Annotated in this window: 27 protein-coding genes; 14 read left to right on the top strand and 13 right to left on the bottom strand. The window is 75.8% G+C overall.

Annotated features, from left to right (window positions below):
- The first annotated feature begins 49 nt into the window (after window positions 1-49).
- Window positions 50-1,324 (top strand): isochorismate synthase, encoded by a 1,275-nt coding sequence (locus FGI33_RS14065; protein ID WP_237582043.1) that lies wholly within the window; start codon window positions 50-52, stop codon window positions 1,322-1,324.
- Here the strand turns inward: FGI33_RS14065 and FGI33_RS14060 are convergent.
- Window positions 1,321-2,637: an MFS transporter gene (locus FGI33_RS14060; protein WP_237582042.1), complete on the bottom strand. Its 1,317-nt coding sequence runs from the start codon at window positions 2,635-2,637 to the stop codon at window positions 1,321-1,323. The two genes, FGI33_RS14065 and FGI33_RS14060, sit on opposite strands and share 4 nt — an antisense overlap.
- On the bottom strand, window positions 2,634-3,167 hold the full coding sequence (locus tag FGI33_RS14055; RefSeq protein WP_119435549.1) for an ArsR/SmtB family transcription factor: 534 nt from the start codon (window positions 3,165-3,167) through the stop codon (window positions 2,634-2,636). The genes FGI33_RS14060 and FGI33_RS14055 overlap by 4 nt, the downstream gene beginning before the upstream one ends.
- A 97-nt stretch (window positions 3,168-3,264) precedes the next feature.
- Here FGI33_RS14055 and FGI33_RS14050 point away from each other — a divergent pair, with 97 nt between their 5' ends.
- Entirely contained in the window at window positions 3,265-3,999 is a 735-nt protein-coding gene (locus FGI33_RS14050; RefSeq protein ID WP_119435550.1) for a tyrosine-protein phosphatase, read from the top strand.
- A gap of 42 nt (window positions 4,000-4,041) precedes the next feature.
- Here FGI33_RS14050 and menD read toward each other — a convergent pair whose 3' ends face one another.
- Together menD and FGI33_RS14040 are read right to left on the bottom strand one after the other, a co-directional pair.
- Window positions 4,042-5,796 carry a 2-succinyl-5-enolpyruvyl-6-hydroxy-3-cyclohexene-1-carboxylic-acid synthase gene (gene menD / locus FGI33_RS14045; RefSeq protein WP_237582041.1) on the bottom strand — a complete coding sequence of 585 codons (1,755 nt, stop codon included), beginning with the start codon at window positions 5,794-5,796 and terminating at the stop codon, window positions 4,042-4,044.
- 6 nt (window positions 5,797-5,802) lie between these two features.
- Window positions 5,803-6,225, bottom strand: coding sequence for a PLD nuclease N-terminal domain-containing protein (locus FGI33_RS14040; RefSeq protein WP_119435555.1), 423 nt, complete (start codon window positions 6,223-6,225; stop codon window positions 5,803-5,805).
- A 139-nt stretch (window positions 6,226-6,364) separates the two neighbouring features.
- Between FGI33_RS14040 and FGI33_RS14035 the strand changes: the two genes are divergently transcribed.
- Window positions 6,365-6,751 (top strand): DUF4229 domain-containing protein, encoded by a 387-nt coding sequence (locus FGI33_RS14035; protein WP_204585447.1) that lies wholly within the window; start codon window positions 6,365-6,367, stop codon window positions 6,749-6,751.
- A 10-nt stretch (window positions 6,752-6,761) separates the two neighbouring features.
- On the opposite strand, the gene FGI33_RS14030 is transcribed toward FGI33_RS14035, so the two are convergent.
- The 5 genes from FGI33_RS14030 to FGI33_RS14010 all read right to left on the bottom strand — a co-directional run bounded on the left by FGI33_RS14030 (window position 6,762) and on the right by FGI33_RS14010 (window position 11,936).
- On the bottom strand, window positions 6,762-7,139 hold the full coding sequence (locus FGI33_RS14030; RefSeq protein WP_237582040.1) for a hypothetical protein: 378 nt from the start codon (window positions 7,137-7,139) through the stop codon (window positions 6,762-6,764).
- Window positions 7,140-7,144: 5 nt separating this feature from the next.
- On the bottom strand, window positions 7,145-8,128 hold the full coding sequence (locus FGI33_RS14025) for a 1,4-dihydroxy-2-naphthoate polyprenyltransferase (protein ID WP_119435405.1): 984 nt from the start codon (window positions 8,126-8,128) through the stop codon (window positions 7,145-7,147).
- Window positions 8,129-8,183: 55 nt separating this feature from the next.
- Window positions 8,184-8,927: a histidine phosphatase family protein gene (locus FGI33_RS14020; RefSeq protein WP_455580181.1), complete on the bottom strand. Its 744-nt coding sequence runs from the start codon at window positions 8,925-8,927 to the stop codon at window positions 8,184-8,186.
- Between the two features lie 106 nt (window positions 8,928-9,033).
- Window positions 9,034-9,942, bottom strand: a complete 909-nt coding sequence (locus tag FGI33_RS14015) for a serine hydrolase (RefSeq protein WP_237582039.1) — start codon at window positions 9,940-9,942, stop codon at window positions 9,034-9,036.
- A gap of 11 nt (window positions 9,943-9,953) precedes the next feature.
- Window positions 9,954-11,936 carry a M13 family metallopeptidase gene (locus FGI33_RS14010; protein WP_119435047.1) on the bottom strand — a complete coding sequence of 661 codons (1,983 nt, stop codon included), beginning with the start codon at window positions 11,934-11,936 and terminating at the stop codon, window positions 9,954-9,956.
- Between the two features lie 104 nt (window positions 11,937-12,040).
- Between FGI33_RS14010 and FGI33_RS14005 the strand changes: the two genes are divergently transcribed.
- The 4 genes from FGI33_RS14005 (at window position 12,041) to FGI33_RS13990 (ending at window position 15,520) form a co-directional block, all read left to right on the top strand.
- On the top strand, window positions 12,041-12,238 hold the full coding sequence (locus FGI33_RS14005) for a helix-turn-helix transcriptional regulator (protein WP_119435046.1): 198 nt from the start codon (window positions 12,041-12,043) through the stop codon (window positions 12,236-12,238).
- Window positions 12,222-12,623 carry a hypothetical protein gene (locus tag FGI33_RS14000; RefSeq protein ID WP_119435045.1) on the top strand — a complete coding sequence of 134 codons (402 nt, stop codon included), beginning with the start codon at window positions 12,222-12,224 and terminating at the stop codon, window positions 12,621-12,623. The genes FGI33_RS14005 and FGI33_RS14000 overlap by 17 nt, the downstream gene beginning before the upstream one ends.
- Before the next feature lie 97 nt (window positions 12,624-12,720).
- Entirely contained in the window at window positions 12,721-14,004 is a 1,284-nt protein-coding gene (locus FGI33_RS13995; protein ID WP_119435044.1) for a uracil-xanthine permease family protein, read from the top strand.
- A 139-nt stretch (window positions 14,005-14,143) separates the two neighbouring features.
- Window positions 14,144-15,520 carry a glycosyltransferase 87 family protein gene (locus FGI33_RS13990; protein ID WP_119435364.1) on the top strand — a complete coding sequence of 459 codons (1,377 nt, stop codon included), beginning with the start codon at window positions 14,144-14,146 and terminating at the stop codon, window positions 15,518-15,520.
- Here FGI33_RS13990 and FGI33_RS13985 read toward each other — a convergent pair.
- Together FGI33_RS13985 and FGI33_RS13980 are read right to left on the bottom strand one after the other, a co-directional pair.
- Window positions 15,430-16,128, bottom strand: coding sequence for an HAD family hydrolase (locus FGI33_RS13985; protein WP_119435365.1), 699 nt, complete (start codon window positions 16,126-16,128; stop codon window positions 15,430-15,432). The two genes, FGI33_RS13990 and FGI33_RS13985, sit on opposite strands and share 91 nt — an antisense overlap.
- Window positions 16,129-16,183: 55 nt before the next feature.
- Complete coding sequence (locus FGI33_RS13980; protein ID WP_041464758.1) at window positions 16,184-16,693, bottom strand: MarR family winged helix-turn-helix transcriptional regulator; 510 nt, start codon at window positions 16,691-16,693, stop codon at window positions 16,184-16,186.
- A gap of 134 nt (window positions 16,694-16,827) precedes the next feature.
- Here FGI33_RS13980 and mmuM point away from each other — a divergent pair, with 134 nt between their 5' ends.
- Window positions 16,828-17,739, top strand: coding sequence for a homocysteine S-methyltransferase (gene mmuM / locus FGI33_RS13975; RefSeq protein WP_237582038.1), 912 nt, complete (start codon window positions 16,828-16,830; stop codon window positions 17,737-17,739).
- 85 nt (window positions 17,740-17,824) lie between these two features.
- Here the strand turns inward: mmuM and FGI33_RS13970 are convergent, their stop codons facing one another.
- Window positions 17,825-18,688 (bottom strand): SDR family oxidoreductase, encoded by an 864-nt coding sequence (locus tag FGI33_RS13970; RefSeq protein WP_237582037.1) that lies wholly within the window; start codon window positions 18,686-18,688, stop codon window positions 17,825-17,827.
- Window positions 18,689-18,800: 112 nt separating this feature from the next.
- Here FGI33_RS13970 and FGI33_RS13965 point away from each other — a divergent pair, with 112 nt between their 5' ends.
- The 3 genes from FGI33_RS13965 to FGI33_RS13955 all read left to right on the top strand — a co-directional run bounded on the left by FGI33_RS13965 (window position 18,801) and on the right by FGI33_RS13955 (window position 21,533).
- Window positions 18,801-19,181, top strand: coding sequence for a winged helix-turn-helix transcriptional regulator (locus FGI33_RS13965; RefSeq protein ID WP_086521908.1), 381 nt, complete (start codon window positions 18,801-18,803; stop codon window positions 19,179-19,181).
- Between the two features lie 76 nt (window positions 19,182-19,257).
- On the top strand, window positions 19,258-20,556 hold the full coding sequence (locus tag FGI33_RS13960) for an MFS transporter (RefSeq protein WP_237582036.1): 1,299 nt from the start codon (window positions 19,258-19,260) through the stop codon (window positions 20,554-20,556).
- Window positions 20,557-20,666: 110 nt separating this feature from the next.
- Window positions 20,667-21,533 carry an aldo/keto reductase family oxidoreductase gene (locus FGI33_RS13955; RefSeq protein WP_119435518.1) on the top strand — a complete coding sequence of 289 codons (867 nt, stop codon included), beginning with the start codon at window positions 20,667-20,669 and terminating at the stop codon, window positions 21,531-21,533.
- Between the two features lie 45 nt (window positions 21,534-21,578).
- Here the strand turns inward: FGI33_RS13955 and FGI33_RS13950 are convergent, their stop codons facing one another.
- Entirely contained in the window at window positions 21,579-22,529 is a 951-nt protein-coding gene (locus FGI33_RS13950) for a LysR substrate-binding domain-containing protein (RefSeq protein WP_237582035.1), read from the bottom strand.
- Between the two features lie 71 nt (window positions 22,530-22,600).
- Between FGI33_RS13950 and FGI33_RS13945 the strand changes: the two genes are divergently transcribed.
- From FGI33_RS13945 to FGI33_RS13935, 3 genes are read left to right on the top strand one after another with little or no spacing between them, the layout of a single operon-like run.
- Window positions 22,601-23,578 carry a DMT family transporter gene (locus FGI33_RS13945; RefSeq protein ID WP_237582034.1) on the top strand — a complete coding sequence of 326 codons (978 nt, stop codon included), beginning with the start codon at window positions 22,601-22,603 and terminating at the stop codon, window positions 23,576-23,578.
- The gene (locus FGI33_RS13940; RefSeq protein ID WP_119435767.1) at window positions 23,575-23,964 is read left to right on the top strand and encodes a YidH family protein; all 390 of its coding nucleotides are present in this window, start codon (window positions 23,575-23,577) and stop codon (window positions 23,962-23,964) included. The genes FGI33_RS13945 and FGI33_RS13940 overlap by 4 nt, the downstream gene beginning before the upstream one ends.
- The gene (locus tag FGI33_RS13935) at window positions 23,961-24,317 is read left to right on the top strand and encodes a DUF202 domain-containing protein (RefSeq protein WP_204585433.1); all 357 of its coding nucleotides are present in this window, start codon (window positions 23,961-23,963) and stop codon (window positions 24,315-24,317) included. The genes FGI33_RS13940 and FGI33_RS13935 overlap by 4 nt, the downstream gene beginning before the upstream one ends.
- Window positions 24,318-24,373 lie beyond the last annotated feature (56 nt).

Here is a 24,373-nt window from a genome sequence, read left to right as displayed (position 1 = left end):
TCGGCGGGCGCCCGGGGAGGCCCGGATCCCCGGCGGTAGGCTGGCATCCGTGACCGCATCCCGCGTCCGAGCGCTCCTCGTCGACACCACCCCCGTCGACTCCATCGCCCGGCTCGTCCCCCTCCTCGACGCCCGGCACCCGCTCCTGTGGCTCCGGCACGGATCCGGGATGGGCGGCATCGGCGAGGCCATCCGCCTCGAGTTCCGCGGGCCCGATCGCGTGCGCGACGCCGCCGCCGCGTGGCGCGAGGTGGCCGCCGCCGCGACCGTGACGGATCCGCTCGGGATGCCCGGAACCGGCCTCATCGCGTTCTGCGCCTTCGCCTTCGCCGACGACTCGGAGGCCGCGAGCGTGCTCGTCGTGCCGCGCGTCGTGGTCGGACGGCGGGACGGGGTGTCGTGGGTCACGCGCATCCGGCTGGCCGACCAGGAGGACGGCGACGTCGCCTCCCCGCTCGACGCCCTCGCCGCGGGCGCCATCCCCGTGCCCGAGCGCACCGGCGCCGAGTACCGCCTGCACCTGCGCCCCGGATCCATGGGTCCGGACGACTACGAGGCCGCCGTCGCGCGCGCCGTGGCCGCGATCGCGGCGGGCGACGTGGAGAAGGTCGTGCTCGCGCGCGACCTCGTGGGCCGCCTCCCCCTCGGCGGCGACCTCCGGCTCGCCCTCAGCCGCTTCGCGCTCGGCTACCCCGACTGCTGGACCTACGCGGTCGACGGCCTCATCGGCGCGAGCCCCGAGACGCTCGTGCGCGTCGGCGGCGGCACGGTCGGCGCGCGCGTGCTGGCCGGCACCGTCTCGCGCGGAACGGACGCGCGGGCGGACGCCGCCGCGGCCGCCGGCCTCGCCGCGAGCCCCAAGGACAACGAGGAGCACGCGTTCGCGCGGGACAGCGTGCTCGACGCGCTGCGTCCGCACAGCCGCGACCTCGCCACCACCGACGCGCCCTTCACGCTCAAGCTGCCGAACCTGTGGCACCTGGCGAGCGACGTCACGGGCACGCTCGGCGACGGATCCTCGTCGCTCGACCTCGTGAACGCGCTGCACCCGACGGCCGCGGTCGCCGGGCACCCGACGGCCGCCGCGCTGTCGCTCATCGCGGAGCTCGAGCCCGCCGACCGCGGGCGCTACGCCGGCCCGGTGGGCTGGGTCGCGGCCGACGGCGACGGCGAGTGGGCCATCGCGCTGCGCGGAGCCCAGGTGGATCCGTCGGGCGCCATCGTCGCGCACGCGGGCGCCGGCATCGTCGCGGGATCCGACCCGGAGCGCGAGCGCGCCGAGACGGCGATGAAGTTCCGGCCGGTCGTGGAGGCGCTGGGCTAGGTCGGCTCCGCCGCCGCGCGGCGCCGCAGCAGCGCGGGCATCGCGAGGGCCGCGAGCGCGAGGGCGCCGGCGGTCCCGACGGCGAGTCCGGATCCGGGCCCCGCGGCGTCGACGACCGCTCCGACCCCGGCCGCGGCCAGCGCGACGCCGGTGTTGACGGCCGTGTTCACCCACGCGGACGCCTCGGTGCGGACCGCGTCGGTGGTCCGCTCGTCGGCGAGGAGGTAGCCCGTCACCATCGCGGGCGCGAGGAAGAGCCCGACGAGCGCGAGGAGCCCGGCGACCGCCACCAGGGCGAGCGGTCCCGGCGCGCTCGGCAGGTGCGACGTGACGGCCGCGGTGACGCCGGTCGCGGCGACCATGGCGGCCGTGACCGCGACCAGCCGGATCCGGGTCGGCACGCGCCACGCGCGGGCTCCGTAGGCGAGGCCGCCGACCGCGCTGCCCGCCGCGAACGCCGCGAGCAGCGGACCCGACAGCGCGGCGTCTCCGGCCCGCTCGGCGAGCGCGGCGGCGGCCACCTCCACGGCCCCGAACACCGCTCCCACCCCGACGAGCGTCACGAGCACCGGCACGACGAGCGGCTGGCGGAGCGGATCCTCGTCGCGGAGGGTCCACCTGCGGCCGCGCGCGACGGACGCGGGCGCCCCCGGGTCCCGCGCGACCGCGGTCGCCGCGACGCGACGCGCGCCCCGGGCACGCGAGAGCGGCGCCGACGTCATGCCGAGCGTGCCCGCCACCGTGGCGCAGCCGGAGACCAGCACGGCCGCGGTCGGGTCGGCGACCGCGACGAGGAGCGCCACGAGGAGCGGGCCGACCGTGAACGCGATGTCCTCCCCGACCGTGTCGAGGCTGTAGGCGCGCGTGCGCATCCGCACGTCCGGCGCGGACGCGGCCCACAGCACGCGCATCGCGGCGCCCAGCGGAGGCAGGCAGAGACCCGCGGCGGCGGCCGCCGCGACGACCACCGCGGTCGGCGCGTCCGCGCGCACGGAGGCCAGCAGCCCGACGAGCGCGAGCGCGTGGCCGGTCGCGAGCGCGACGAGCACCGGGCGCTGCCCCCGCGCGTCGACGAGGCGGGCGCGCGCCGGCGACGCCAGCACGTTGGCGAGCCCGAAGGCGCCCGTCGCGAGACCGGCCGCGGCGAAGGACCCGGTCGCCGACTGGATCAGGAGGAGCAGCGCGAGCGTGACCATCGCGAACGAGAGCCGGCCGACCATCGCCGGGAGGAACGCGCGGAGGGCGCCCGGCAGCGCGAGGACGGCGAGGTAGCCGGCGGATCCCGCGGCGGCCCGAGGCGCGGGCGCGCTCACGGCGCGGGATCCGGCCGGGCCACGCGGAACAGCGCGAGCGTCGCGCTCACCGCCACGTCGTCGTCGCCCGGCCGGCGGGCGGAGTCGTCGTGGAGCACGGTGCCGAGCTCGCGGGCCAGCTCCTGGACGCGGATCCACGTGCCGGTCGAGACCGTGAGCTCGGCGTCCGTGATCACCGGCCGCGTGCCCTCGACGTGCAGCGCGGCGCGGCGGGTCAGCTCCGCCGTGAGCGCGGCGGCCAGGGTCGGCATGGCGCCCCCGGTCAGCGCGTCGAGCCGCTCGCCGGTCGAGGGCACGTGCCGGTAGCGCTTGGCCGCTCCCCCGCGGATCCGCTCGACGCCCGCCTCCTCGAGGAGCCCGGCCTCGCGCAGGCGGCGCAGGTGGTAGCTGACGTTCGCCTGCGTCTCGCCGAGCTCGCGCGCGGCCTCGGACGCGCTCGCGGGCGACCGCGTGCAGAGGGAGAGCAGGCGCAGGCGCAGCGGGTGGGCGATGACGCGGAGGTCGCGGAGGTCGGTCTCGTCGGCGGGCACGCGTCATCCGACCACACCGTGGGCACTACTGTCAAACATCTCTTTGATGGTCGGGAGGATGACGCGGGGCCGCTCGCCGGCGTGGTCGACTCGGGCGATGACCGCATCCGACCGCACCCTCTCGATCGACGGCCTCGTCAACGCCCGCGACCTCGGGGGCGTCCGCCTCCGAGGTGGCGGCACCTCGCCGACCGGAGCGCTCGCCCGCAGCGAGGACGCCGACCTCATCACCGACGCCGGATGGGAGCGGCTGCGCGAGCTCGGCTACCGCACGGTGCTCGACCTCCGCCAGCCCGGCGAGCGCGCCCGGGACACGCACCCGCGCCCCGACTGGATCGACGTCGCGCACGTCGACCTCGACGGCCTCGACGACCACCCGGGCTTCTGGGTGCCGTACTGGGACACCGGCCTCGTCGGCACGCCGCTCTACTACCTGCCGCACCTCGCCGAGCTGCCGGACCGGGCCGGCGCCGCGCTGCGGACGATCGCCCACGCCCCCGCGGGCGGCGTCCTCTTCCACTGCGGCGCCGGACGCGACCGCACGGGCCTCGTCGCGCTGCTCCTGCTCCTCGCGGTGGGCGCCGAGCCGGACGACATCGTCGACGACTACCTGGAGAGCATCCGCCGCGGCCCCGAGCGGTCGGCGAACTCCGGCCAGCCCGACATGGAGCCGGCGATCGAGGCGTTCCTCGCCGAGCGCGGCACCACGAGCGAGCGGGCGTTCCGGGAGGCGATGGCGGGGATCGACCTCGACGCGCTCTTCGACGCGGCCGACCTCACGGGCTCCGAGCGCGAGGCGCTGCGCTCGTGGCGCGGCGCGATCCCGGCGTGAGCCCCGGCCCGGTCGCCTGACGCGGCTGATCCGGCGGATCGGCTACCGGACCAGCGGCACCTCGATGAGCAGCGGCGCCTCGGACGCGGTGGTGAGCGCCGCCTCCAGCTGGCCGTGGGTCGCGGCGCGCAGGTACGCCCAGCCGTAGGCCTTCGCGAGGCTCGCGAGATCCACCCGCTGGGGCGTGAACATGACGCGGTCGATGGCGGCGGGCGCGGCGGTGCTCGCGACCTCGAGCCCGTCGAAGATGGTGCCGCCGCCGTCGTTGCCCACGATGACCTGGATCCGCGGCACGCGCTCGCCCGTGCCGAGGAGCAGCGAGCCGACGTCGTGCAGGAGCGTGAGGTCGCCGACGAGCACGCGCGTGATCCCGGCGGCCGCGCTCACGGGTCCCGCCTGCGACGCGAGCGCGATGCCGAGGCCGGTGGAGATCGTGCCGTCGATGCCCGCGAGACCGCGGTTGGCGTGCACGCGCACGCGCTTGCCGGGGAGCGCCCGGTCGGCCTCGCGGATGAGGCGCGACGCCCCGAGCACGAGCCGGTCGTGCGGCCAGGTGGCCTGCCAGAGCGCGCGCACGAGGTGGCGGCGGGTGACGTCGGCGCGCACGGCGGCGAGCTCGGCGCGCGCGAACTCGCGGCGCTCGGCGGGCGTGGTGCCGGAGGGCAGGAGCGGCGCGGACTCCGCGGCGGTCGCCTCGTCGAGGATCGCGCGGCTCGCCTGCACCCACGTGCCGAGCCAGCGCCGGGCCTCGGCGGGATCCGCGGGCTCGCCGACCACGCGCACGGCCGCCGGATGCGCGGTGACGCGGTGGCGCGGGTCGTAGTCCTCGCCGCCGGTGGATCCGACGACGACGGCCTCCACGTCGTCGCGCCCCACGAGCAGCGGCACCTCGCGGGTGAGGGTGGGGTGGCCGAACACGACGACGCGCTCCACGCGGTCGCCGAAGCCCGGGCGGGCGAGCAGCTCGCGGAAGGAGACGACGAGGTTCGGGCCGAAGTGGGATCCGCTGGAGATCTCGGCCGCGAGCGGCCAGCCGCCGGCGCGCGCGAGCTCCTCCGCGGCCTCGCCCGCGGCATGCCCGGCGACGACGAGGGTGCGCGGGCCGTGCGGCAGGGCGAGGACGTCGGCGACGGGCTCAGGTGCGGCGGCGGCATCATCGGCGGCGGCGGCGCGCGCCTCCGCGACGGCCTCTGTCAGGTCCGGCACCGCGACGGACAGCGGATCCCGGAACGCCACGTTCACGTGCACGGGCGTCCGCTCGTCGCGGGCCCGGCGGTACGCGTCCCGGGCGAGACCCGCGTCGCGCGCCAGGTCGTCGTCGGTCTCCTCGGGCGCCGGCACGTCGACGACGACGACCCGGTCGCCGAACATCCCGGGCTGCCGGGTGGTCTGGTTGCTGGCGATGCCGCGGAGCTCCGCCGGGCGGTCGCCCGTGATCAGCAGCATCGGGACGCCCGAGTGCCAGCCCTCGAGCACGGCCGGGTGCAGGTTCGCGACGGCCGTGCCGGAGGTCGTGATGACGGGCGCCGGACGACCGGACTCGACGCCCAGGCCGAGCGCGAGGAAGCCGGCGGCGCGCTCGTCGATGCGGACGTGCAGGCGCACGCCGTCGACGCGCTCCAGCTCGGCGGCGACGAGCGCGAGGGCCTGGGAGCGGGATCCGGGGCACAGGACGACGTCTGTGACGCCCTCGGCGACGAGCGCCAGGAGCATCGCGAGCGCGCGATCCGTGGACGGGTTGCCCGTGCGGGGCGAGGTGATGGGGGGCTGGGCGGGGCGGGAGTCTGTCGTGGTCACCGGCGGTCAGGCGTCCCGGCGGCCCGGCGCGCGGTCGTCGTCGTCGCGGTTCGGCCGGGTCGGGCCGCCCGTGGGGCCCGGCTCCTGCGGGTCGTCCGGACCCGTGCCGTCGCTGTCGAGGTCGGCGAGCTCCTGCTCGAGGCGCCGGATCCGCTCCTCCTCCGACCGGGTGCGGCCGAGGCCGGAGAGGAAGTCGGGGTCGTCGTCCGGGCCGAGGCGGCGGCCGGACGCGCGGGCGAGGTCGGTGCGGTCCTTGCCGATGGTGAGCCAGAGGACGCCGCCGATGACGGGCACCAGGACGACCACCGCGATCCACGCCGGCTTGGGGAGGCCGCGCATGCGGGTCCGCGGCGTCAGGGAGGTGTCCACGATGACGAAGACCGTGAAGAACACGATCACGACGGCGAGACCGATCAGCAGGCGGGGCATCTCCCGATGGTAGCTCCGCAACCGGGGAGGACGCCGGGCGTCCAGCGAGCGGGAAGAGGGCGCCGGCCGGGCCCCGGCTGGGCGGCGGCGGCCCGGACAGGCGGCGGGCCCGCCCAGGCGACCGACCTATGCTGACCCGGTGAGTTCCCGTCGCTACTGGCTCGTCTACACCGTCGTCCGCATCCTCCTGTTCGCCGTCCCGTTCGGGCTGGTGGTCGCCGTGAGCCCGGACTTCTGGCCGCTCGCCGCGGTCATCGGCGCGGTGGTGTCGTTCTGCGGGTCCTACATCTTCCTGCGCCGCCAGCGCGAGGCCATGGCCGCGGACCTCGCGGCCATCGCGGCCGGCCGCAAGGCGCCCGTCGAGGACGACGACTCCGAGGACGCGGCGATCGACGCCGCCGAGCGCCGGGCCCGCGCGGCCGGATCCGCGGACGTCGCCACCGCCGCCACGGGCACGCCCGGTGCCGGCACCCCGGACACCGCCGCCTCCGCCCCGCGCGCCGACGGCGAGGCCGAGCGCAGCTGAGCCGCGCGCGTCAGGCCGGGTCCGCGGATCCGTCGCGCTCGATCGGCACGTAAGCGACCCACCGGGCGCCCGCCGACGGAACCGTGTCGCGCACCGCGGGCGTCGTCGTGCGCGTCGACGGGCGGAGGCGACCGTCGTCGAGCACGACGTACCGCTCCCCCGCTCGCGTCTCCGCCATGGCCCGCGTCACCCCGGTCGCGAGCGCGGCGGCCGACCCCTCGGGATCCGCCGCGGACCGCTCCGCCCACCACGCGTCGAGCGCCGCGTCGACCACGAGCACCGCGCGGCGCCTGCCGCCCGACCGCTGCCGCAGCGCGAGCAGCCGCGGGTCGTCGGTCACCCACGTCTCGTGGTCGGCCGCGAGCGCGCGGACGAGCGCGGGATCCACCGGGCTCAGAACGCGAACGCCGCCCCGAGGCCCAGGCCGAAGGTGAGCGCCGCCATGCTCGTGAGCTGGAGCGAGAGGATGAGCTCCTTGGGGGTGCGGCCGGTGCAGGCGATGATCGCGGCCGGCAGCGCCAGCACGAGCGTGAACAGCACGAGCAGCGCCTTCGGGTAGAAGAGCATGAAGAAGACCACGACCCCGTAGGCGATGGCGATCTCGACGCAGTAGACGATCCGCGAGCCGCGCGGGCCGAGCCGCACCGCGAGCGTGCGCTTGCCGACCTTGCCGTCCTGCTCGATGTCGCGGATGTTGTTGACCATGAGCACCGCGCACGCGAAGCCGCCCGCCGCGACGCCGCCCAGCCAGCCCTCGCCCGTGATCATGCCGATGAGGATGAACTGCGTGCCCGCGGTGGCGACCAGGCCGAAGAAGACGAAGACGACCACATCGCCCAGTCCCGCGTAGCCGTAGGGGCGCTTGCCACCCGTGTAGAAGTAGGCCGCGACGATGGCGACGGCGCCGACCGCGAGCAGCCACCAATGGCCGGTGATCAGCACGATCGCGAGGCCCGCGACCGCAGCGAGGCCGAAGAACGCGAGCGCCACGGTGAGCACGGTGCGCGGCTTCGCGGCGCCGGATCCCGTGAGGCGGGCGGGGCCGACGCGCACGTCGTCGGTGCCGCGGACGCCGTCGGAGTAGTCGTTGGCGTAGTTCACGCCGATCTGCAGCAGCACCGCGACGGCGAGGCAGAGGAGCGCGAGGCCGAGGGAGACGCCCTCGTCGGGGCCGAGCGCGCGGGCCGCTCCCGCGCCGATCGCGACGGGGGCGACGGCGAGCGGGAGGGTGCGGATGCGGGCGCCGGAGATCCAGTCGCGCGCGGTGGCCTTCCGCACCTTCGCCGGGTTCCCGGAGCGGGCCCTCGCGGGCGATCCCTGTCGGGCGCGGGCGGAGGACGACGGGGCCGTGCGGGTGCGCTTCTTCTTCTGTGCCACGAGGGGCGATCCTACGCGCCGCCCTGCGTGACGACGGCGCCCGGCGACCGCGGCGCTACCGGCTGCCGCCCACGGGTGACGGCGCCCAGCCGTCCGCGGGGCAGTTCCAGCGCATGATCGCGTGGCGGCCGTGCTCGAAGCCGAGCTCGCTGAGCGTGGAGGTCGAGAGCGTGAGGATCCCGCCGGCCTCCGCGGGCAGGCCGACCCAGGCGACGGCGAGCGCGCGGATCACGTGGGCGTGCGCGACGAGGAGCACGTCCTGGCCGGACTCGAGCACGGGCAGCACCCGATCCAGCACCTCGAGGACGCGGGCGCGGACCTGGCCGGACGTCTCGCCCGGGGTGTCGCCCGCGGGCACGCCGTCGGTCCAGAGGTCCCAGTGGCCGCGCTCGGACTGGATGTCGGCCGTGGTGCGGCCCTCGTACGCGCCGTAGTCGAACTCGACCAGGCGGTCGTCGACCTCGGCCTGGTCGCCGTAGCCGATGAGCTCGGCGGTGCGCTGGGCGCGCGAGCGGGGGCTGGCGAGCACGAGGCCGAACTCGGTGCCCGCGAGCACGCCGCCGACCGCGCGCGCCTGCTCCTCGCCGGTGGCGGTGAGGGGGATGTCGGTCGTGCCGGTGTGGCGTCCGTTGACGCTCCACTCGGTCTGGCCGTGGCGCACCATGACGATGCGGCCGCGGACCTTCTCCTGCCACTCCGGGGTGCCCGGGATCTCGGCGCGCGCGATGGCCGCGTCCACCTCCGCGTACATCGGCGCCACGTCGTCGCGGGCGAGGCGCTTGGCCGTGGCGGGGTTCATGCCGGTCATCGTGGGGGTCTCCTCCGTCGCCCGGGAGGGGTGGCGGGCGACAACCGACTCTACGCCCGGGCGGATCCACGACCGCAGGGCGGCGGATCCGCGCGGCTCAGTGCACGTGCTCCAGCAGGTCGAGCCCGACCACGCCCAGGCCGTCGCGGACGGCGAGGCGGGCGCGGAGGTCGGCGTCGTCGAAGTGGACCATGACGGCGTAGGCGACCGCGCCGCGCGGCCCGCGGAGCACGCCCGCCTCGGCCCGCACGCCCGCGTCGACGCCCGTGCAGTCGACGAGCGCCATGCCGTGCTCGCCGCCGCGTCCCACCGGCGCGTCGAGGCCGAAGGAGGCGGCGACCATCGAGCGGTCGGTGTTGAGCGCGAGCCAGCCGACCACGCGCGTGCTCGTCTCCTCGTCGACCACCTCGCCGTGCACGAGCGAGGCGAAGAGCGACGCGAGCTCGCGGGCGGATCCGACGGAGAGCTGCGGGGCGTCGTCCGGCCCGCGGGTGCCGCGCGCCACGTCGAGGAGCGCCGTGCGGCGGAGGCCGAGCGACTCGGCGCGCGTGCGGACGGCGTCGAGGCCGACGAGGCCGAGGAGCGCGTTGGTGGCGGCCGCGTCGCCCGTCGCGCCGACGAGCGACGCGAGATCCGTGACGGGCAGCGACGGCACGACGAGGTGGCGCCAGAGGCCGGCGGTGCCGCCCTCGTCGTCCGGCCGCCGGTCCACGAGGTGCAGCGGCGAGAGGTCGCCGCCCGTCATGCGCGCGGACAGCTCGACGAGGAGGAGCACGCGGCCGAGGCCGGCCGCGGGCAGGGAGACGTGGTCGTCGACGGCGAGCACGACGTCGCCCGAGTCGAGGTCGGTGGCGCGGGCCGCGACCCGCATCCCGTCGAGGGCGAGGCCGCCGAGCGCGCGGAACGCGGGGCGGAAGCCGCCGCTCGGCTCCTGCCCCGCGTGGCGCGCGGGCCCGCCCCCGGTGTGCCGGGGGCGGTGTCGCGGATCCTCGCCGGCGGCGGCCATCGCGCCGCGCGTCACCAGATGGTGACGCGGGCCTCCTCGTCGAGCCAGAGGCCGTCGCCGGGCTGCACGTCGAACGTCGCGTAGAACGCGTCGATGTTGCGGACGATCTGGTTGCAGCGGAACTCGTTCGGCGCGTGCGGGTCGATGGCGAGCAGCCGCATCACCTCGGCGTCGCGGCCCTTCTGCTGCCAGGCCTGCGCCCAGGAGAGGAAGAAGCGCTCGGCGCCCGTGAGCCCGTCGACGACCGGCGGCTCCGCGCCCTCGAGCGAGAGGAGGTACGCCTTCCACGCGATGGAGAGGCCGCCGAGGTCGCCGATGTTCTCGCCGATCGTGAGCGCGCCGTTCACGTGCGGGGCGTCGTCGGCCGTGAGCTGCGCCGGCACGAGGGCGTCGTACTGCTGGATCAGCGACGCCGTCCGCTCCTCGAACGCGGCGCGGTCGGCGGGGGTCCACCAGTCGGTGAGGCGGCCGTCGCCGTCGTAGCGCGAGCCCTGGTCGTCGAAGCCGTGGCCGATCTCGTGGCCGATGACCGCGCCGATCGCGCCGTAGTTCGCGGCCGGGTCGCGCGCCTCGTCGAAGAACGGGAACTGCAGGATCGCGGCCGGGAACACGATCTCGTTGAAGCCCGGGTTGTAGTACGCGTTGATGGTCTGCGGCGTCATGAACCACTCGTCGCGGTCCAGCGGGGCGCCGATCTTGGCGAGCTCGCGACGCGTCTCGAACCGGGCGGTCGCGCGCACGTTGCCGACGAGGTCCGTCGGGTCGATCTCGAGCGCCGAGTAGTCGCGCCACCTGTCCGGGAAGCCGATCTTCGGGGTGAACTTCTCGAGCTTCTCCAGCGCCCGGCCGCGGGTCTCCGCGGTCATCCACTCGAGGCCGGAGATGGACTGGCGGTACGCCTCGACGAGGTGGCCGACGAGCACGTCCATCTCGGCCTTGGCCGTGCGGCTGAAGTGACGGTCGACGTAGATCCGGCCGATGGCCTCGCCCATGGCGCCCTCGACGAGCGAGACGCCGCGCTTCCACCGCACGCGCTGCTCGGGCGCGCCCGTGAGCGTGCGGCCGTAGAAGCCGAAGGACGCCTCGGAGAACGCCTTCGGCAGCAGCGCCGCGTTCGAGCGGATGACCTGCCAGGTGAGCCAGTCGCGGAGCGCGGGGATCTCGCCATCGGTCAGCAGCGCGCCGAGGCCCTCGGCGAAGCTCGGCTCGCGCAGCACGACCTCGTCGAGCGCCGCGGCGGGCGCGTCGAGGGCGTCGCGCCAGACGTCGAGGTCGGCGCCGGCCGCCTTCGCGACGAGCTCGCGGAGCTCGGCCCAGGTGACGAGGTTGTAGGTGGCCTGGCTGTCGCGCGTGCGGACGTTGTCCCAGTGGGCGGCGGCGATGCGGGTCTCGAGGTCGAGGATCCGGTCGGCGCGGCCCGCGGGGTCGTCCAGCTCCGCGAGGCCGAGCATGCGCTCGACGAAGGCGCGGTAGGCGTCGCGGATGGCGGCGTGGCCCTCCTCGCGGTAGTAGCTCTCGTCGGGGAGGCCGATGCCGCCCTGGTCGATCTGCACGACGTAGCGCTCGGGGTCGCCAGGGTCGTTGTCGACGAAGAGGCCGAGCAGGCCGCTCACGTTGGTCTGCTCGAGGGTCCCGAGCCTGCGCAGGAAGGACGGCACGTCGGTGACGGCCGCGGCCGCGTCCAGCTGGTCGCGGATGGGCTCGACACCGAGGCGCTCGACGCGCTCCTCGTCCATGAAGCTCGTGAAGAGGTCGCCGGTCTTGCGCTCCTCGGTGCCGGGCTCGGCGTCGACGGCCTCCTCGATGATCACGCGCACGGCGTCCTCGGCCGCCTCGGCGAGCTGGTGGAACGAGCCCCAGCGGGCCTTGTCGTCGGGGATCTCGGTGCGGTCGAGCCAGCGCCCGTTCACGTGGAGGTAGAGGTCGTCCTGCGGGCGCACCCCCGCGTCCAGCTCGTCGGTGCGGATCCCGGTCGGAGGTGTCTCGGCGCTCATGGGGTCGAGCCTAGGCGCGTTCGCCGGGGCGCCGCCGGGGGCCCGCCCGCCGCGATGACAAGCACGCTTGACACCGCTTCGGGTGTCAAGCTAGCTTGTCATCCATGCGCAGCGAGGTGAGGGGGCTCCGGACGGCGGCCGGCCTCTCGCAGCAGTCCCTCGCCGACGCGCTCGGGGTCTCCCGCCAGACGATCAACGCCATCGAGACGGGCCGCTACGACCCGTCGCTCGCGCTCGCCGTGAAGACGGCGCGCTTCTTCCACCGGACCGTCGAGGAGGTCTTCCATGTCGAAGAGGACTGAACGCCGCGGGATCTCCCGCGTGAACGCGCTGCTGGTCTCCGTGTTCCTGGCCGGCGCGCTGATCGCGCTCCTCACCGGGCACCTCCCCTCCGCCCTGGTGCTCGCCTTCATGGGCGTGATCGGGATCGGTGGCGCTCTGCACGCGGCACGGCCCGGCGCCAGCGACGTGACCCGCATCAACGGCCTCGAGTACCGCGACGAGCGGGACGGCCGCCTCGCGCAGCAGGGCTTCGCCGTGGTCGGCGTCGCGGCGCTGATCATCTCGGTCGTCGCGTTCGTCGTGACCACGCTGCAGGGCGACATCCACTGGTACGTCTGGGCGCAGACGCTCGCGCTCGCCGTCGTGTGGGCCATCGCCAACGCCGTGGTCGTCCGCCGGAGCTGAGCGCGCGGATCCACCCCGGAAACGCCGCCGCAACACGGCGTCGCTACGCTCGCGGATCGGGGCGTCTCCCCACACACCCGCGCGGAAGCAGGCGATCATGGCCCGACAGATCTGGACCCTCCACGGCGACGGCAAGGCGGTGGACGCCTCCGCGGTCGTCGGCCCCGGCGAGCGCCTCACCTGGCCGCGCACCATCGGGCTCGGGATGCAGCACGTCGTCGCGATGTTCGGCGCGACCTTCCTCGTGCCCGTGCTCACGGGCTTCCCGCCCACGACCACGCTGTTCTTCTCCGGGATCGGCACGATCCTCTTCCTCCTGATCACCAGGAACCGGCTCCCCAGCTACCTCGGCTCGTCCTTCGCGTTCATCGCGCCGATCACCGCGGCCAACGCGGCGACGGCGTCGGGCGGCGGCGGCATCGGCGCGGCGCTCGCGGGCATCGTGGCGGTCGGCGTGATGCTCGCGATCGTCGGCGGCATCGTGCAGCTCACGGGCACCGGCTGGATCGACGCGCTGCTGCCGCCCGTGGTGGCCGGCGCGATCGTGGCGCTCATCGGCTTCAACCTCGCCTCCGCGTCGCGCGACAACTTCGTGCAGGCGCCCGTGACGGCGACCATCACGCTCGCCGCGGTGATCCTCTCGACCGTGCTGTTCCGCGGGATCCTCGGCCGGCTCTCCATCGTGCTGGGCGTGGTCGTCGGGTACGTCGTGGCCGCGATCCGCCAGGAGATCGACTTCCAGGCGGTCGGGTCGGCCGCGTGGATCGGGCTGCCCGAGTTCCACGCGCCCGAGATCACGCCGCAGTTCTGGGCGCTGCTGCCCGCGTTCCTGCCCGTGGTGCTCGTGCTCGTGGCCGAGAACGTGGGACACATCCGCGGCGTCGCGCAGATGACCGACGGGAGCGTGAACAAGCTGACCGGGCGCGCGCTCCTCGCCGACGGCCTGGCGACCGTGCTCGCGGGCCTCGGCGGCGGATCCGGCACCACGACCTACGGCGAGAACATCGGCGTGATGGCCGCCACCCGCGTCTACTCGACCGCCGCCTACTGGGTGGCCGGCGGGTTCGCCGTGCTGCTCGGCCTCTCGCCCAAGGTCGGCGCCGTCATCAACACGATCCCGGCGGGCGTGCTCGGCGGCGTGACGACCGCGCTCTACGGGCTCATCGGGATCATCGGCGTGAAGATCTGGCTCGACAACAGGGTGGACTTCGCGAAGCCCGTCAACCAGCTCACGGCCGCGACCGCGCTCATCGTCGCCATCGCGCCCTTCACCTTCACGCTCGGCACGGTCTCGTTCAACGGCATCGCGCTCGGGACCATCGCGGCGATCGTCGTGTACCACGTGATGCACACGGTCGCGCGGCTCCGCGGCACCGACTGACGGGGAGCGACTGGCCGCTCACGGGCCCGCGTCGCGCGGGTGGCCTAGCATCGCGCTGCGGCGACGGCACCGCGGGCGGCCGCCGACCGGCCCGCCCGGCCGCCGCCCTCGACACCCGAGCCCAGGAGATCCACCCGACATGCACGCCCCCGGCGCCCCGAGCGGACGCGGCCCGGCGACCGCCGACACCGCAGCCCGCGCCGACGAGCCGTCGCGCGAGCGCGCGCAGCGCATCCAGCGGCTGTGGCTGGCGTTCGCGCTCTGCCACCTCTGGCTCATCACGCTGAACCTCTTCGGGCCGACCTCCGCGCTCGGCGACGTGACCGGGATCTACCGCACCTGGATGCAGGACGGCATGGCGGGGGACGGCCGCATGGGCATCGACGTGCCGTGGGTGTACCCCGTGCTCGCGGCCGCCCCCATGCTCGTCGCGCTCGCGGGCGGCACCGCGTTCTTCGGCACGGTGTGGCTCGGGCTGATCACGCTCCTCGACGCCGCGGCGTTCGCGCTGCTCCTGCGCTCCCGTCGCGGCCGCGGCCTGGCGCCCGCCGCGTGGTGGCTCGGCTTCCTCGTGGCTCTGGGGCCGATCGCGCTCGGCCGCATCGACGCCGTCACGGTCCCCCTCGCGCTGGCGGGACTGCTCGTGCTCGCGACCCGCCCGGCCCTCGCCTCCGCCCTCCTCACCGTCGGGGCGTGGGTGAAGGTGTGGCCGGCGGCGCTGCTCGTCACGGCCGTGATCGCCCGCCGCGGCGCCGCCCGCCTCACCGTCCTCGCGACCGCCCTCGGCACCACGGCCGTCGTCGTAGCCGGATCCCTCGCCCTCGGCAGCGGCGCGAACGTCCTCGGCTTCGTGGGCCAGCAGGCGGGGCGCGGCCTCCAGGTGGAGTCGAGCGCCGCGCTGTACCACCTCTGGCGGATCGCGCTCGGCGACGACCGGTACCGGGTCTACGACGACCCGCGCATCATCGCGTTCCAGGTCGCCGGGCCGGGCGTCGACGCGGTCGCGGCCGCGATGACGCCCGTGATGGTCGTCGCGGTCCTCGCCGTGACCCTGCTCGGGATCCGCGCCGCCCGCCGCGGCACCGCGCCCGCCGCCCTGATCGGGCCGCTGTCGCTCGCGCTCGTGGCCGCGCTCATCGTCACGAACAAGGTCGGGTCGCCGCAGTACGTCTCGTGGTTCGCGGTGCCGATCGTCGTGATGCTCGTGCACGACCGCCGCTCCCGCGGCACGGTGCTCGCGGCCCGCCTGGGCCTCGTGACGGCCGCGCTCACGCAGGTCGTCTACCCGTACGGCTACCTGCTGCTCACCGACGCGGTGCCCGCGATGGTCGCGGTGATCACCCTGCGCGACCTCGCGGAGATCGCGCTCCTGGCCGTCGCCGTGGTGCAGCTCGCGCGACGGGGCGGCATCGCGACGCCCGTCGATCAGAGCCCGAGCAGCCGCTCCAGCGCCGGGTCCTCGAGGGACTCGAGCACGAGGTCGGCGCCCGCGTCGCGGAGCTCGTCGGCCGAGTAGTGGCCGCTCGCGACGCCCACCGCGGTCGCGCCCGCGTCGTGCGCGGAGGTGATGTCGTTCGGGGTGTCGCCGACGACGAGCACCTCCGCGCGCGCGGGCGCCGAGCCGCGGAGGGTGCCTGCCGTCGCGATCGCCCGGCGGACGACGTCGACGCGGTCGGGCGAGTCGGATCCGTACGCGCCGAACACGAAGAACCGTCCGAGGCGGGCGGGCTCCATCTTGGTGCGGGCCGCGCCCTCCATCGCGCCGGAGACGACGCCGAGCACGACGCCCGCGTCGGCGAGCCGGTCGAGCAGCGCCTCGGCGCCGTCGAGCACGCGGTAGCCCTCGGAGACGCGGATGTCGTCGGCGAGGTGGCGGAGGTAGGAGGCGTAGAGGCGGGCGAGCTCGGCGGGCTCGGGGTCGCGGCCCATCACGGCGCGGAACGTCGCGGTGCCGACCTGCGGATCCGTCTCCCCCGCCGACGAGTGCTCGCCGATGTCGGCCTCGACGTCGTGCAGGTCGCGGAAGGCCATCGCCCAGCTGCGGGCGCCGGAGCCGCCCGTGTGGATGAGGGTCTCGTCGATGTCGAAGAGGACGGCGGGCGGGGTGGATGTCGTGTCGGCCATGGATCCATCGTGCTCCGGCGCACCTCCGCGCGACCCGGACGGATCGGCCGTCGGGTCAGGAGCGGCGCGCGCGGACCCGCTCGGTCGTCCGCGCGATGACGCGCAGGCTGTCGATGAGCGTCGCGATCTGCTCGCGGCTGAGGTCGGCGAGCACCTCGTCCTCGTCGGCGACGAGGCGGCGCATGGCCCGGTCGACGCGCTCGATGCCGAACGGCGTGAGCACCACGAGCCGGCTCCGGCCGCCCGCCGGATCCTCCTCGCGCGTGATGAAGGAGCGCGCGGTCAGCCGGTTCACCCGGTGCACGAGGCTGCCGGTGTCGGTGCCGAGCCGCTCGGCGAGGCCGGCGCGCGTGAGGCCCGCGTCGCCCTGCTGGCGCAGGACCGAGAGGAACTCGAACTCGCTCGTCGTGAGGCCCTCGGCGGCGAACGCGCCCTCGCGGATCCGCTGCATCTGCGGCAGCAGGCGCCGGAGCCTCGACACCACGTCGAGCGGCGCGAAGTCGACGTCGGGCATGGCCGCACCCCACGCGTCGATCACCAGGTCGACGTCGTCGTCATCCTTCATCGGGACTCCCACCGTCGCGTCCACGGTACCCGGGACTCCGGCGCCGCGCGGGCGGGTGGGCGCTCGGCGGACGGCCGATGTCGCGGGGCGTCTCGGACCGCGGATCCGACGCCGGGCTCCGGCAGGATGTGCGCATGGCCCGGCCCCTCCCGCTCTCCGAACGCCCGCTGGTGCTCGACGGCGGCCTCGGCACGCTGCTGGAGGCGCGCGGGCACGACCTGTCGGATCCGCTGTGGAGCGCGCGCGTGCTCGCCGACGAGCCGGACGCGGTGCGGGCGGCGCACGCCGAGTTCTTCCGCGCCGGGGCGGATGTCGCGATCACGGCGTCGTACCAGGTGGGCTTCGCGGCGTTCGCGGCGCGCGGGTTGGGCGCCGCGGAGACCGAGGCGCTGCTGCGGGCGAGCGTGCGGCTCGCGGCCGAGGCGCGGGACGAGGTCGCGCGCGAGGATCGCGAGGACGCGGGCGGTCCGCGCGACCGGTGGATCGCCGCGTCCGTCGGCCCCCACGGCGCGACGCTCGGCGACGGCTCCGAGTACGCGGGGTCCAGCGGCCTCACCCGCGCGGAGCTCCGCCGCTGGCACGCCCCGCGCTTCGCCGTGCTCGCCGACGCGGGCGCCGACCTCCTCGCCTGCGAGACCATCCCGAGCCTCGACGAGGGCCTGGCGCTCGTGGACCTCGCGCGCGGCTCGGGCGCGTCCGCCTGGCTCGCCTTCACGGTCGCCGACGGGCGGCTGCGCTCGGGCGAGCCGATGGCCGAGGGCTTCCGGCTCGCGGAGGAGGCCGACGAGGTCGTGGCCGTGGGGATCAACTGCGCGCACCCCGAGGAGGTGCCGGCCGCGATCGCCGCGGCCCGCAGCGTCACCGACCGGCCGGTGGTCGTCTACCCGAACTCCGGCGAGCGCTGGGACGCCGTGGCGCGCGCCTGGGGCGGCGACCCGGCGCTGCCGTCCGTCGACGCGTGGATCCACGCGGGCGCGTCGCTCGTCGGCGGGTGCTGCCGGGTCGGGCCCGATGAGATCCGGCGGATGCGGGACGCGCTGGGCTGAGGCCGCGCGCACGACGACGGCCCGCCCCCGCGAGGGGACGGGCCGTCGTCATGTGCGGATCCGCCTCGGGCGCGGATCCGTGGGATCAGGCGCCCGCGACCGCCTGGCGGAGGCCCTCGGCGAGCGACGTGGTGGGACGGCCGAGGAGGCGCGCGAGGTCGCCGGTCTCGTCGTCGAGCTGGCCGGCGCGCGTGGCGGCGTCGAGGCCGACGACGAAGCCGACGGTGCCCTCGTCGAGGCCCGCCTCGCCGAGGATGCGCGCGTGCTCCTCGCCCGTGACCTGCGAGACGGGGACGGGCTGGCCGAGGATGCCGGAGATCGCCCGGGCGAGGTCGTCCTGGGTCCAGCGCTCGTCGCCCGCGAGCTCGAGGGTCTGCCCGGCGAGCGAGTCGTCGAGGGCCGCGACCGCGGTGGCCTCGGCGAAGTCGGCGATGGTGGCGCTGGCGACGCGGCCGTCGCCGGCGCTCGTGAGGAGCGCGCCGGACTGCTTCACGGAGTCGACCGTGCCGGCGTAGTTCTCGGTGTACCAGCCGTTGCGGAGGAGCGTGACGGGGACGCCGGACGCGGCGAGCACCTCCTCGGTGGCCTTGTGCTCGCCCGCGATGAAGAGCTCGGTGGTGGAGGCGCGGAGGACGCTCGTGTAGAGGATCCGGCCGACGCCCGCGGCCTTCGCGGCCTCGATGACGGTGGTGTGCTGCGGCACGCGCTGGCCGACCTCGCTGCCCGAGACGAGCACGAGGGTGTCGCCGGGCTGGATCGCGGCGGCGACGCTGTCGGCGTCGGTGTACTCGAGGCGCGCGGTGCGGACGCCCTGCGCGGCGAGGTCGGCGAGGGCCTCGGGGCGGCGCGCGGTGGCGAGCACGTCGGAGGCGGCGGCGCCGCGGGCGAGGAGGGACGCGACGATGCGCGATCCGAGGCGGCCGGTGGCGGCGGTGACGACGATGGTCATGGGATGCCTTTCGAGTCGGGAGGAGCGGTACGTCGGGGTCAACGACTCCGTCGCCGAGTACCTTCCCACAGGGAGGTACCCACTTTCCGGTAAGTTGGTCATCATGACGCAGATGAGCTTCCGGGTGACGCGCGACCGACCCGGCGTGACCGAGGGCCGCTACCCCGCGAACTGCCCGTCGCGCACGCTGCTCGACCACATCACGAGCAAGTGGGGCGTGCTCGTGCTCCTCGCGCTCGGGGAGCGGTCGCGCCGCTGGGGCGAGCTGCGGCGCGAGGTCGAGGGCATCAGCGAGAAGATGCTCGCCTCCACCCTGCGCACCCTCGCGGACGACGGGCTCGTCCTCCGCGAGGCGCAGCCCACCATCCCGCCGCGGGTCGACTACCGGCTCACCGAGCTCGGCCACGAGGTGAGCGCCCGGCTCGTGCCGCTGATGGACCTGGTCATGGACATCACCGAGGACACGTCCCCGCTGGCGTCCCGCCGACCCTAGGCTGGTTCCGGCAGCCGGGGAACCGGCGCCGACCCGCCTCGCGCCACGGCGCCACCCGGCCAGAGAGAGACCGACGATGCCCTCCCCGTCCGCGCCGACGCTGTCGCGCACGCCCGCCCCGCCCCGCGACGTCCGCCGCGCGCGCGTCGCCGTCGGCATCCTCTTCTTCACCAACGGCGCGATCTTCGCGAACCTGCTGCCGCGCTACCCGTCGATCAAGGCCGAGCTCGGGCTCGCCAACGTCGAGTTCGGGGCCGCGGCCGCCGCGTCGCCGCTGGGCGCGCTCATCGCGGGGCTCGCGGCCGGCGTGCTCATCCGCCGGTACCGGTCGGCGCGCGTGGCGGTCGCCGCGACCGTCGTCGCCTCCGTCGGGATCCTGCTGGCCGGCCTCGCGCCCGCCTGGATCGTGCTCGCGGGCGCCCTGTTCCTCGCGGGCGCCATGGACTCGATCACCGACGTCGCGCAGAACTCGCACGCGCTCCGGGTCCAGCGGCTGTACGGGCGGTCGATCATCAACTCGTTCCACGCGGTCTGGTCGATCGGCGCGGTGGCGGGCGGGCTCATGGGCGCGGCCGCCGCGCAGATCCGGCTGCCGCTCCTCGTGCACCTCTCCATCTCGGCCGTGCTGTTCAGCGCGTTCGCGGTCGTCTCGCTGCTGTGGCTGCTGAAGGGACCGGAGCCGGAGCCCGGCGAGGGCGGCGCCGCGCACGCGCACGCGCCGGATCCCGAGGGCGACGTCGCCCGCGCCGCCTCCCCGCGCGCGCTCGGCCTCGTGGCGAAGTACGGCGTGCTGCTCGCGCTCGTGATCATCGCGTCCGGCGGCGCCATCGTCGAGGACGCCGGCAGCACCTGGTCGGCCATCTACCTCTCGCGCGACCTCGGCTCGTCGGCGTTCGTCGCGGGCCTCGGCTTCATCTCACTGCAGGGCATGCAGTTCATCGGCCGGATGCTCGGCGACCGCATGGTCGACCGCTTCGGGCAGCGCGCCATCGCCCGCCTCGGCGGCGTCCTCGTGCTCGTCGGCATGGGCGCGGCGCTCGCGTTCCCGAGCGTCGTCGGCACGATCGTCGGGTTCGGCGTCGCGGGCTTCGGCGTCGCGACCCTCATCCCGGCCGCGATGCAGGCGGCCGACGAGCTGCCCGGCTTCAAGCCCGGCACCGGCCTCACCATCGTCGGCTGGCTGCTGCGGCTCGGCTTCCTCGTCTCGCCGCCCGTGGTCGGCGCGATCGCGGACGCCTCGTCGCTCCGCTTCGGCCTGATCTTCATCCCCGCGGCCGGCCTGCTCGTGCTCGTGTTCTCGCGCGTGCTGGCGACGCGGCGGGCGCATCCGGCGGCGCAGGCGGCGCCCGGGTCGGGGTCGGCCTCCTCCGCCTAGGCCGCTCTCGGGCCGATCCGCTCACGGGCTCCTGCGAGTGCGGCCGCGCGCGCCGCCGCCCGCGGGAGAGTGGGCGCACGCCACCCGCCGCGCCACCCGAGAGGATCGCCATGTCAACCGACCTGCCCGGAGGGCTCTTCCCGCTCGCCCACGACCTCACCGTCACGCGCTTCGGCTACGGCGCCATGCAGCTCGCGGGGCCGCGCGTGTTCGGGCCGCCCGCGGATCCGGATGCCGCCCGCGCGGTGCTGCGCGAGGCCGTCGCGCTCGGGATCACGCACATCGACACGGCCGACTTCTACGGCCCCGGCCACACGAACGCGCTCATCGAGGAGGCGCTGTTCCCCTACCCGGAGCGCCTGCACATCGTGACCAAGGTCGGATCCCTGCGCGACGAGAAGGGCCGGTGGCCGCAGGCGCTCTCCGCGGCCGAGCTCCGCCAGGCCGTCTACGACAACCTCACGCACCTGACGCTCGACGTGCTCGACGTCGTGAACCTCCGCGTCGGCGCCTTCGACAGCCCCACCGACGGATCCATCGAGGAGCCGTTCACGGCCCTCGCCGAGCTGCAGAGGGAGGGGCTGATCCGGCACCTCGGCGTGAGCAACGTGACACCCGCGCAGGTGGCCGAGGCCCGCGGGATCGCGCCGATCGTGAGCGTGCAGAACCACTACAACCTGGCCCGCCGGGACGACGACGCGCTCATCGACGAGCTGGCCGCCGACGGCATCGCCTACGTGCCGTACTTCCCGCTCGGCGGGTTCTCGCCGCTGCAGTCGGAGGCGCTGGCGCGCGTGGCGTCCGACCTCGGCTCGGCTCCGCTGCCGGTCGCGCTCGCGTGGCTGCTGCAGCGGTCGCCGAACGTGCTCGTCATCGCGGGCACGTCGTCTGTCGAGCACCTGCGCGAGAACGTGGCGGGCGCGCGGATCCGGCTGCCCGAGGACGCGCTCGCGGAGCTCGAGGGCATCGGCGGCTGACGGCTGGGCCCGCGGGCATGCGAGTGCCGGCGCGCCCGCCCCGCCTCAGGCCCCGCCGCCCCGCTCGGCGGCCTCCGCGGCGGCATCCGCCACCCGCCGCAGCGCCGCCAGCACCACGCGGACGGGCGCCTGCGCGAGCGCGTCCGGCCGGGCGAGCACGTCGACGTGGCGCACGAGCGTCGCGCCGACGACCGGCCGCAGCACCATCCCGTCGACCGCGAGCGGGGCGCCGGTCGTCCGCGGCATCACGGCGATCGCGTCGCCGGCCCGCACGATCTGCGCCGCCACCGAGAACTCGTTGACGCGGTGCACGATGCGCGGCGCCCGTCCGCTCAGCGCACCGAGGTGGTCGAGCACGCCCGCGAGCGGGAAGCCCGCGTGCGTGGAGATCCACCGCTCGTCGCGCAGCTCGTAAGGCGTGATGCCCGCGGACGCGGCGAGCGGATGCCCCGCGTGCAGGGCGATGTCGAGCGGCTCCACCAGGAGCGGCACGACCACGATCCGGGCGGTCGGCCACGGCGGGTCGTGCGGGAGGCGGTGCGCGACGACGAGGTCGTGATCCGCGGTGAGGCCCGCGAAGTCGCCCTGTGCCACGTCGGCGTCGGCGAGCGCGACGCCGACGCGCGCGGCGGATCCCTCCGGGCCGGCGAGCCGGGCCAGCTCGGCGAGCAGCGGCCCGAAGAGCGCGAGCCCGGCGCTGTGGAACGCGGACACGCGGACCGCCCGGGCGTCGTACGCGAGGAACGACCCGACGGCGTCCCGGGCCGCGGCGAGCGCCTCGTCCACGCGCACCGACGCCACGGCGAGCGCCTCACCGGCCTCCGTGAGCGCCAGGCGCCGCCCGCGCCGGGTGGTCAGCGGCACGGGGACGCCGGCCTGCAGCGCGGCGAGCTGCTGCGAGACGGCGGACGCGCTCACGTTCATCGCGACCGCGACGGCCGCGACGCTACCCCGGTCGCCGAGCTCGCGCAGCAGTCGGAGGCGGGCGGGATCCATGAGCCCTGTCTAACGCATCGATGAAGACGATGCCCGTCGATCTTCCGGTTCGACCGCTGGAGAGTGGGGGCATGGCCTCCCGCACCCGCCCCGAGCCCGTCGTCGACCTGCTGCTGCTGGCCGTCGCGGCCGTCTGGGGCGCGAGCTTCCTCGCGGCCAAGGACCTCGCGGCGGAGACGGGCGTCCCCGCCGCCGTCGCGCTGCGCTTCCTCGTCGCTTTCGCCGCGACCGGACTGGTCTGCCTCGCCCGGCGCGAGCGGCTGCCGCGGGGTCGCGGCCTCCTCATCGCGGCGGCGCTCGGCTGCTCGCAGGCCGCGGTCATCGGCCTGGAGACCTGGGGCGTGCACCTGACGAGCGCGACCAACGCCGGCCTCCTCATCAGCCTCGCGCTCGTGATGACGCCCGTGCTCGAGGGCGCCGCGTCGCGCTCGTGGCTGCCGCGGTCGTACTTCGTCGCGGCGGTCGCGGCCGTGGTGGGCGTCGCGCTGCTCGTCTCCGAGGGCGGGCTGCGCGCGCCGACGCCGGGCGACGGGCTGGTGATCGCCGCGGCGGTCGTGCGGGCCGTGCACGTCACCGCGAGCGGGCGCCTCACGCGCGGGCGGAGCGAGGGATCCCTCGGGGTCGTCCTCGTGCAGATGGGCGTGTGCGCGGCCCTGTTCTCCGCGATGGCAGGGCCCGACCTGCCCGCGGCGGCAGCGGCGCTGGACGCCCGGGGCTGGGCGGGCGTCCTCTTCCTCGGGGTGCTGTGCTCGCTGTTCGCGTTCGCGGTGCAGCTCTGGGCCGTGCGGCGGACGTCGGCGTCGCGGGCCAGCATCCTCATGGGCACCGAGCCGGTGTGGGCGCTGCTGGTGGGCGTGGTGCTGGCCGGGGAGGCGATCGGGCCGGTCGGCGCGGGCGGCGCGGCGCTCATCGTCGCCGCGTCGTACGCGGGCCAGGCGATCGAGCGGCGGCACCGGGCGCGGATCGGCGCGGCCGTCGGCGCGGTCGGCCAGGATGGCGGCATGCCCTCGCGCGCCCCGGCCGACCGGTCCCTGGATCCCGCCGCATGACCGCCCCCGACCGCGGCGCGCCGCCGAGCGACCGCCGCTTCCCGCGGAGCGTCTACCGCGAGGGCGCCGAGCCCGACGTGCGGTTCACGCTCGCGAACGAGCGCACGTTCCTCGCCTGGATCCGCACCTCGCTCGCCCTGATCGCCGGCGGTGTAGCGCTCGAGGCGCTGGGGCTCGGGTTGCAGCCCGGGTTCCGGCTGGCGGCCTCGATCGCGCTGATCGTCACCGGCATCGCCTCGCCCGCCCAGGCGTGGATCGGCTGGATGCACACCGAGCGCGCCCTCCGCCGGGACCGCCCGCTGCCGTCCGCCGCGCTGTCGCTACCGCTCGGGATCGCCGTGGTCGTCGCCGGGGTGCTCGTGCTCCTGGGCGTGCTGACGGCGTGAGCGCCCCGGATCCGGCCGAGCGCCCGTCCGACCCCGGCCTCCAGCCCGAGCGCACGGCCCTCGCGTGGCGGCGCACGGCGCTGGCGCTCGTCGTCGGATCCCTGCTCGGGCTGCGCGTGCTCCCGACGCTCCTCGGATCCGCTGGCCTGGTCGTCGCCGCGGCCGGCGTGATCGCCGCCCTGGCCGTGCTCGCGACCGCGCACCGCCGCTACCGCCGCGTCCACCGGATCCTCGCCGCGGGATCCGCCGGGCCCGGCACCGCGGCGCTCCCCGGCGGCGCGCTCCCCGCGCTCGTGGCGGCGCTCACGGCGTGCGCCGGCCTGGCCGCGCTGGCCCTCGCGCTCGCCCGCTGAGCCGGGGGCGGATCCGCGGCCGCGCACGCGGTCTCGCCCGCGTCGACCGGCGACGC

Origin of the sequence: Clavibacter phaseoli, from assembly GCF_021922925.1 — a bacterium.
Taxonomy (GTDB): Bacteria; Actinomycetota; Actinomycetes; order Actinomycetales; family Microbacteriaceae; genus Clavibacter; species Clavibacter phaseoli.
This window is presented reverse-complemented; position numbering and strand designations above follow the sequence as displayed.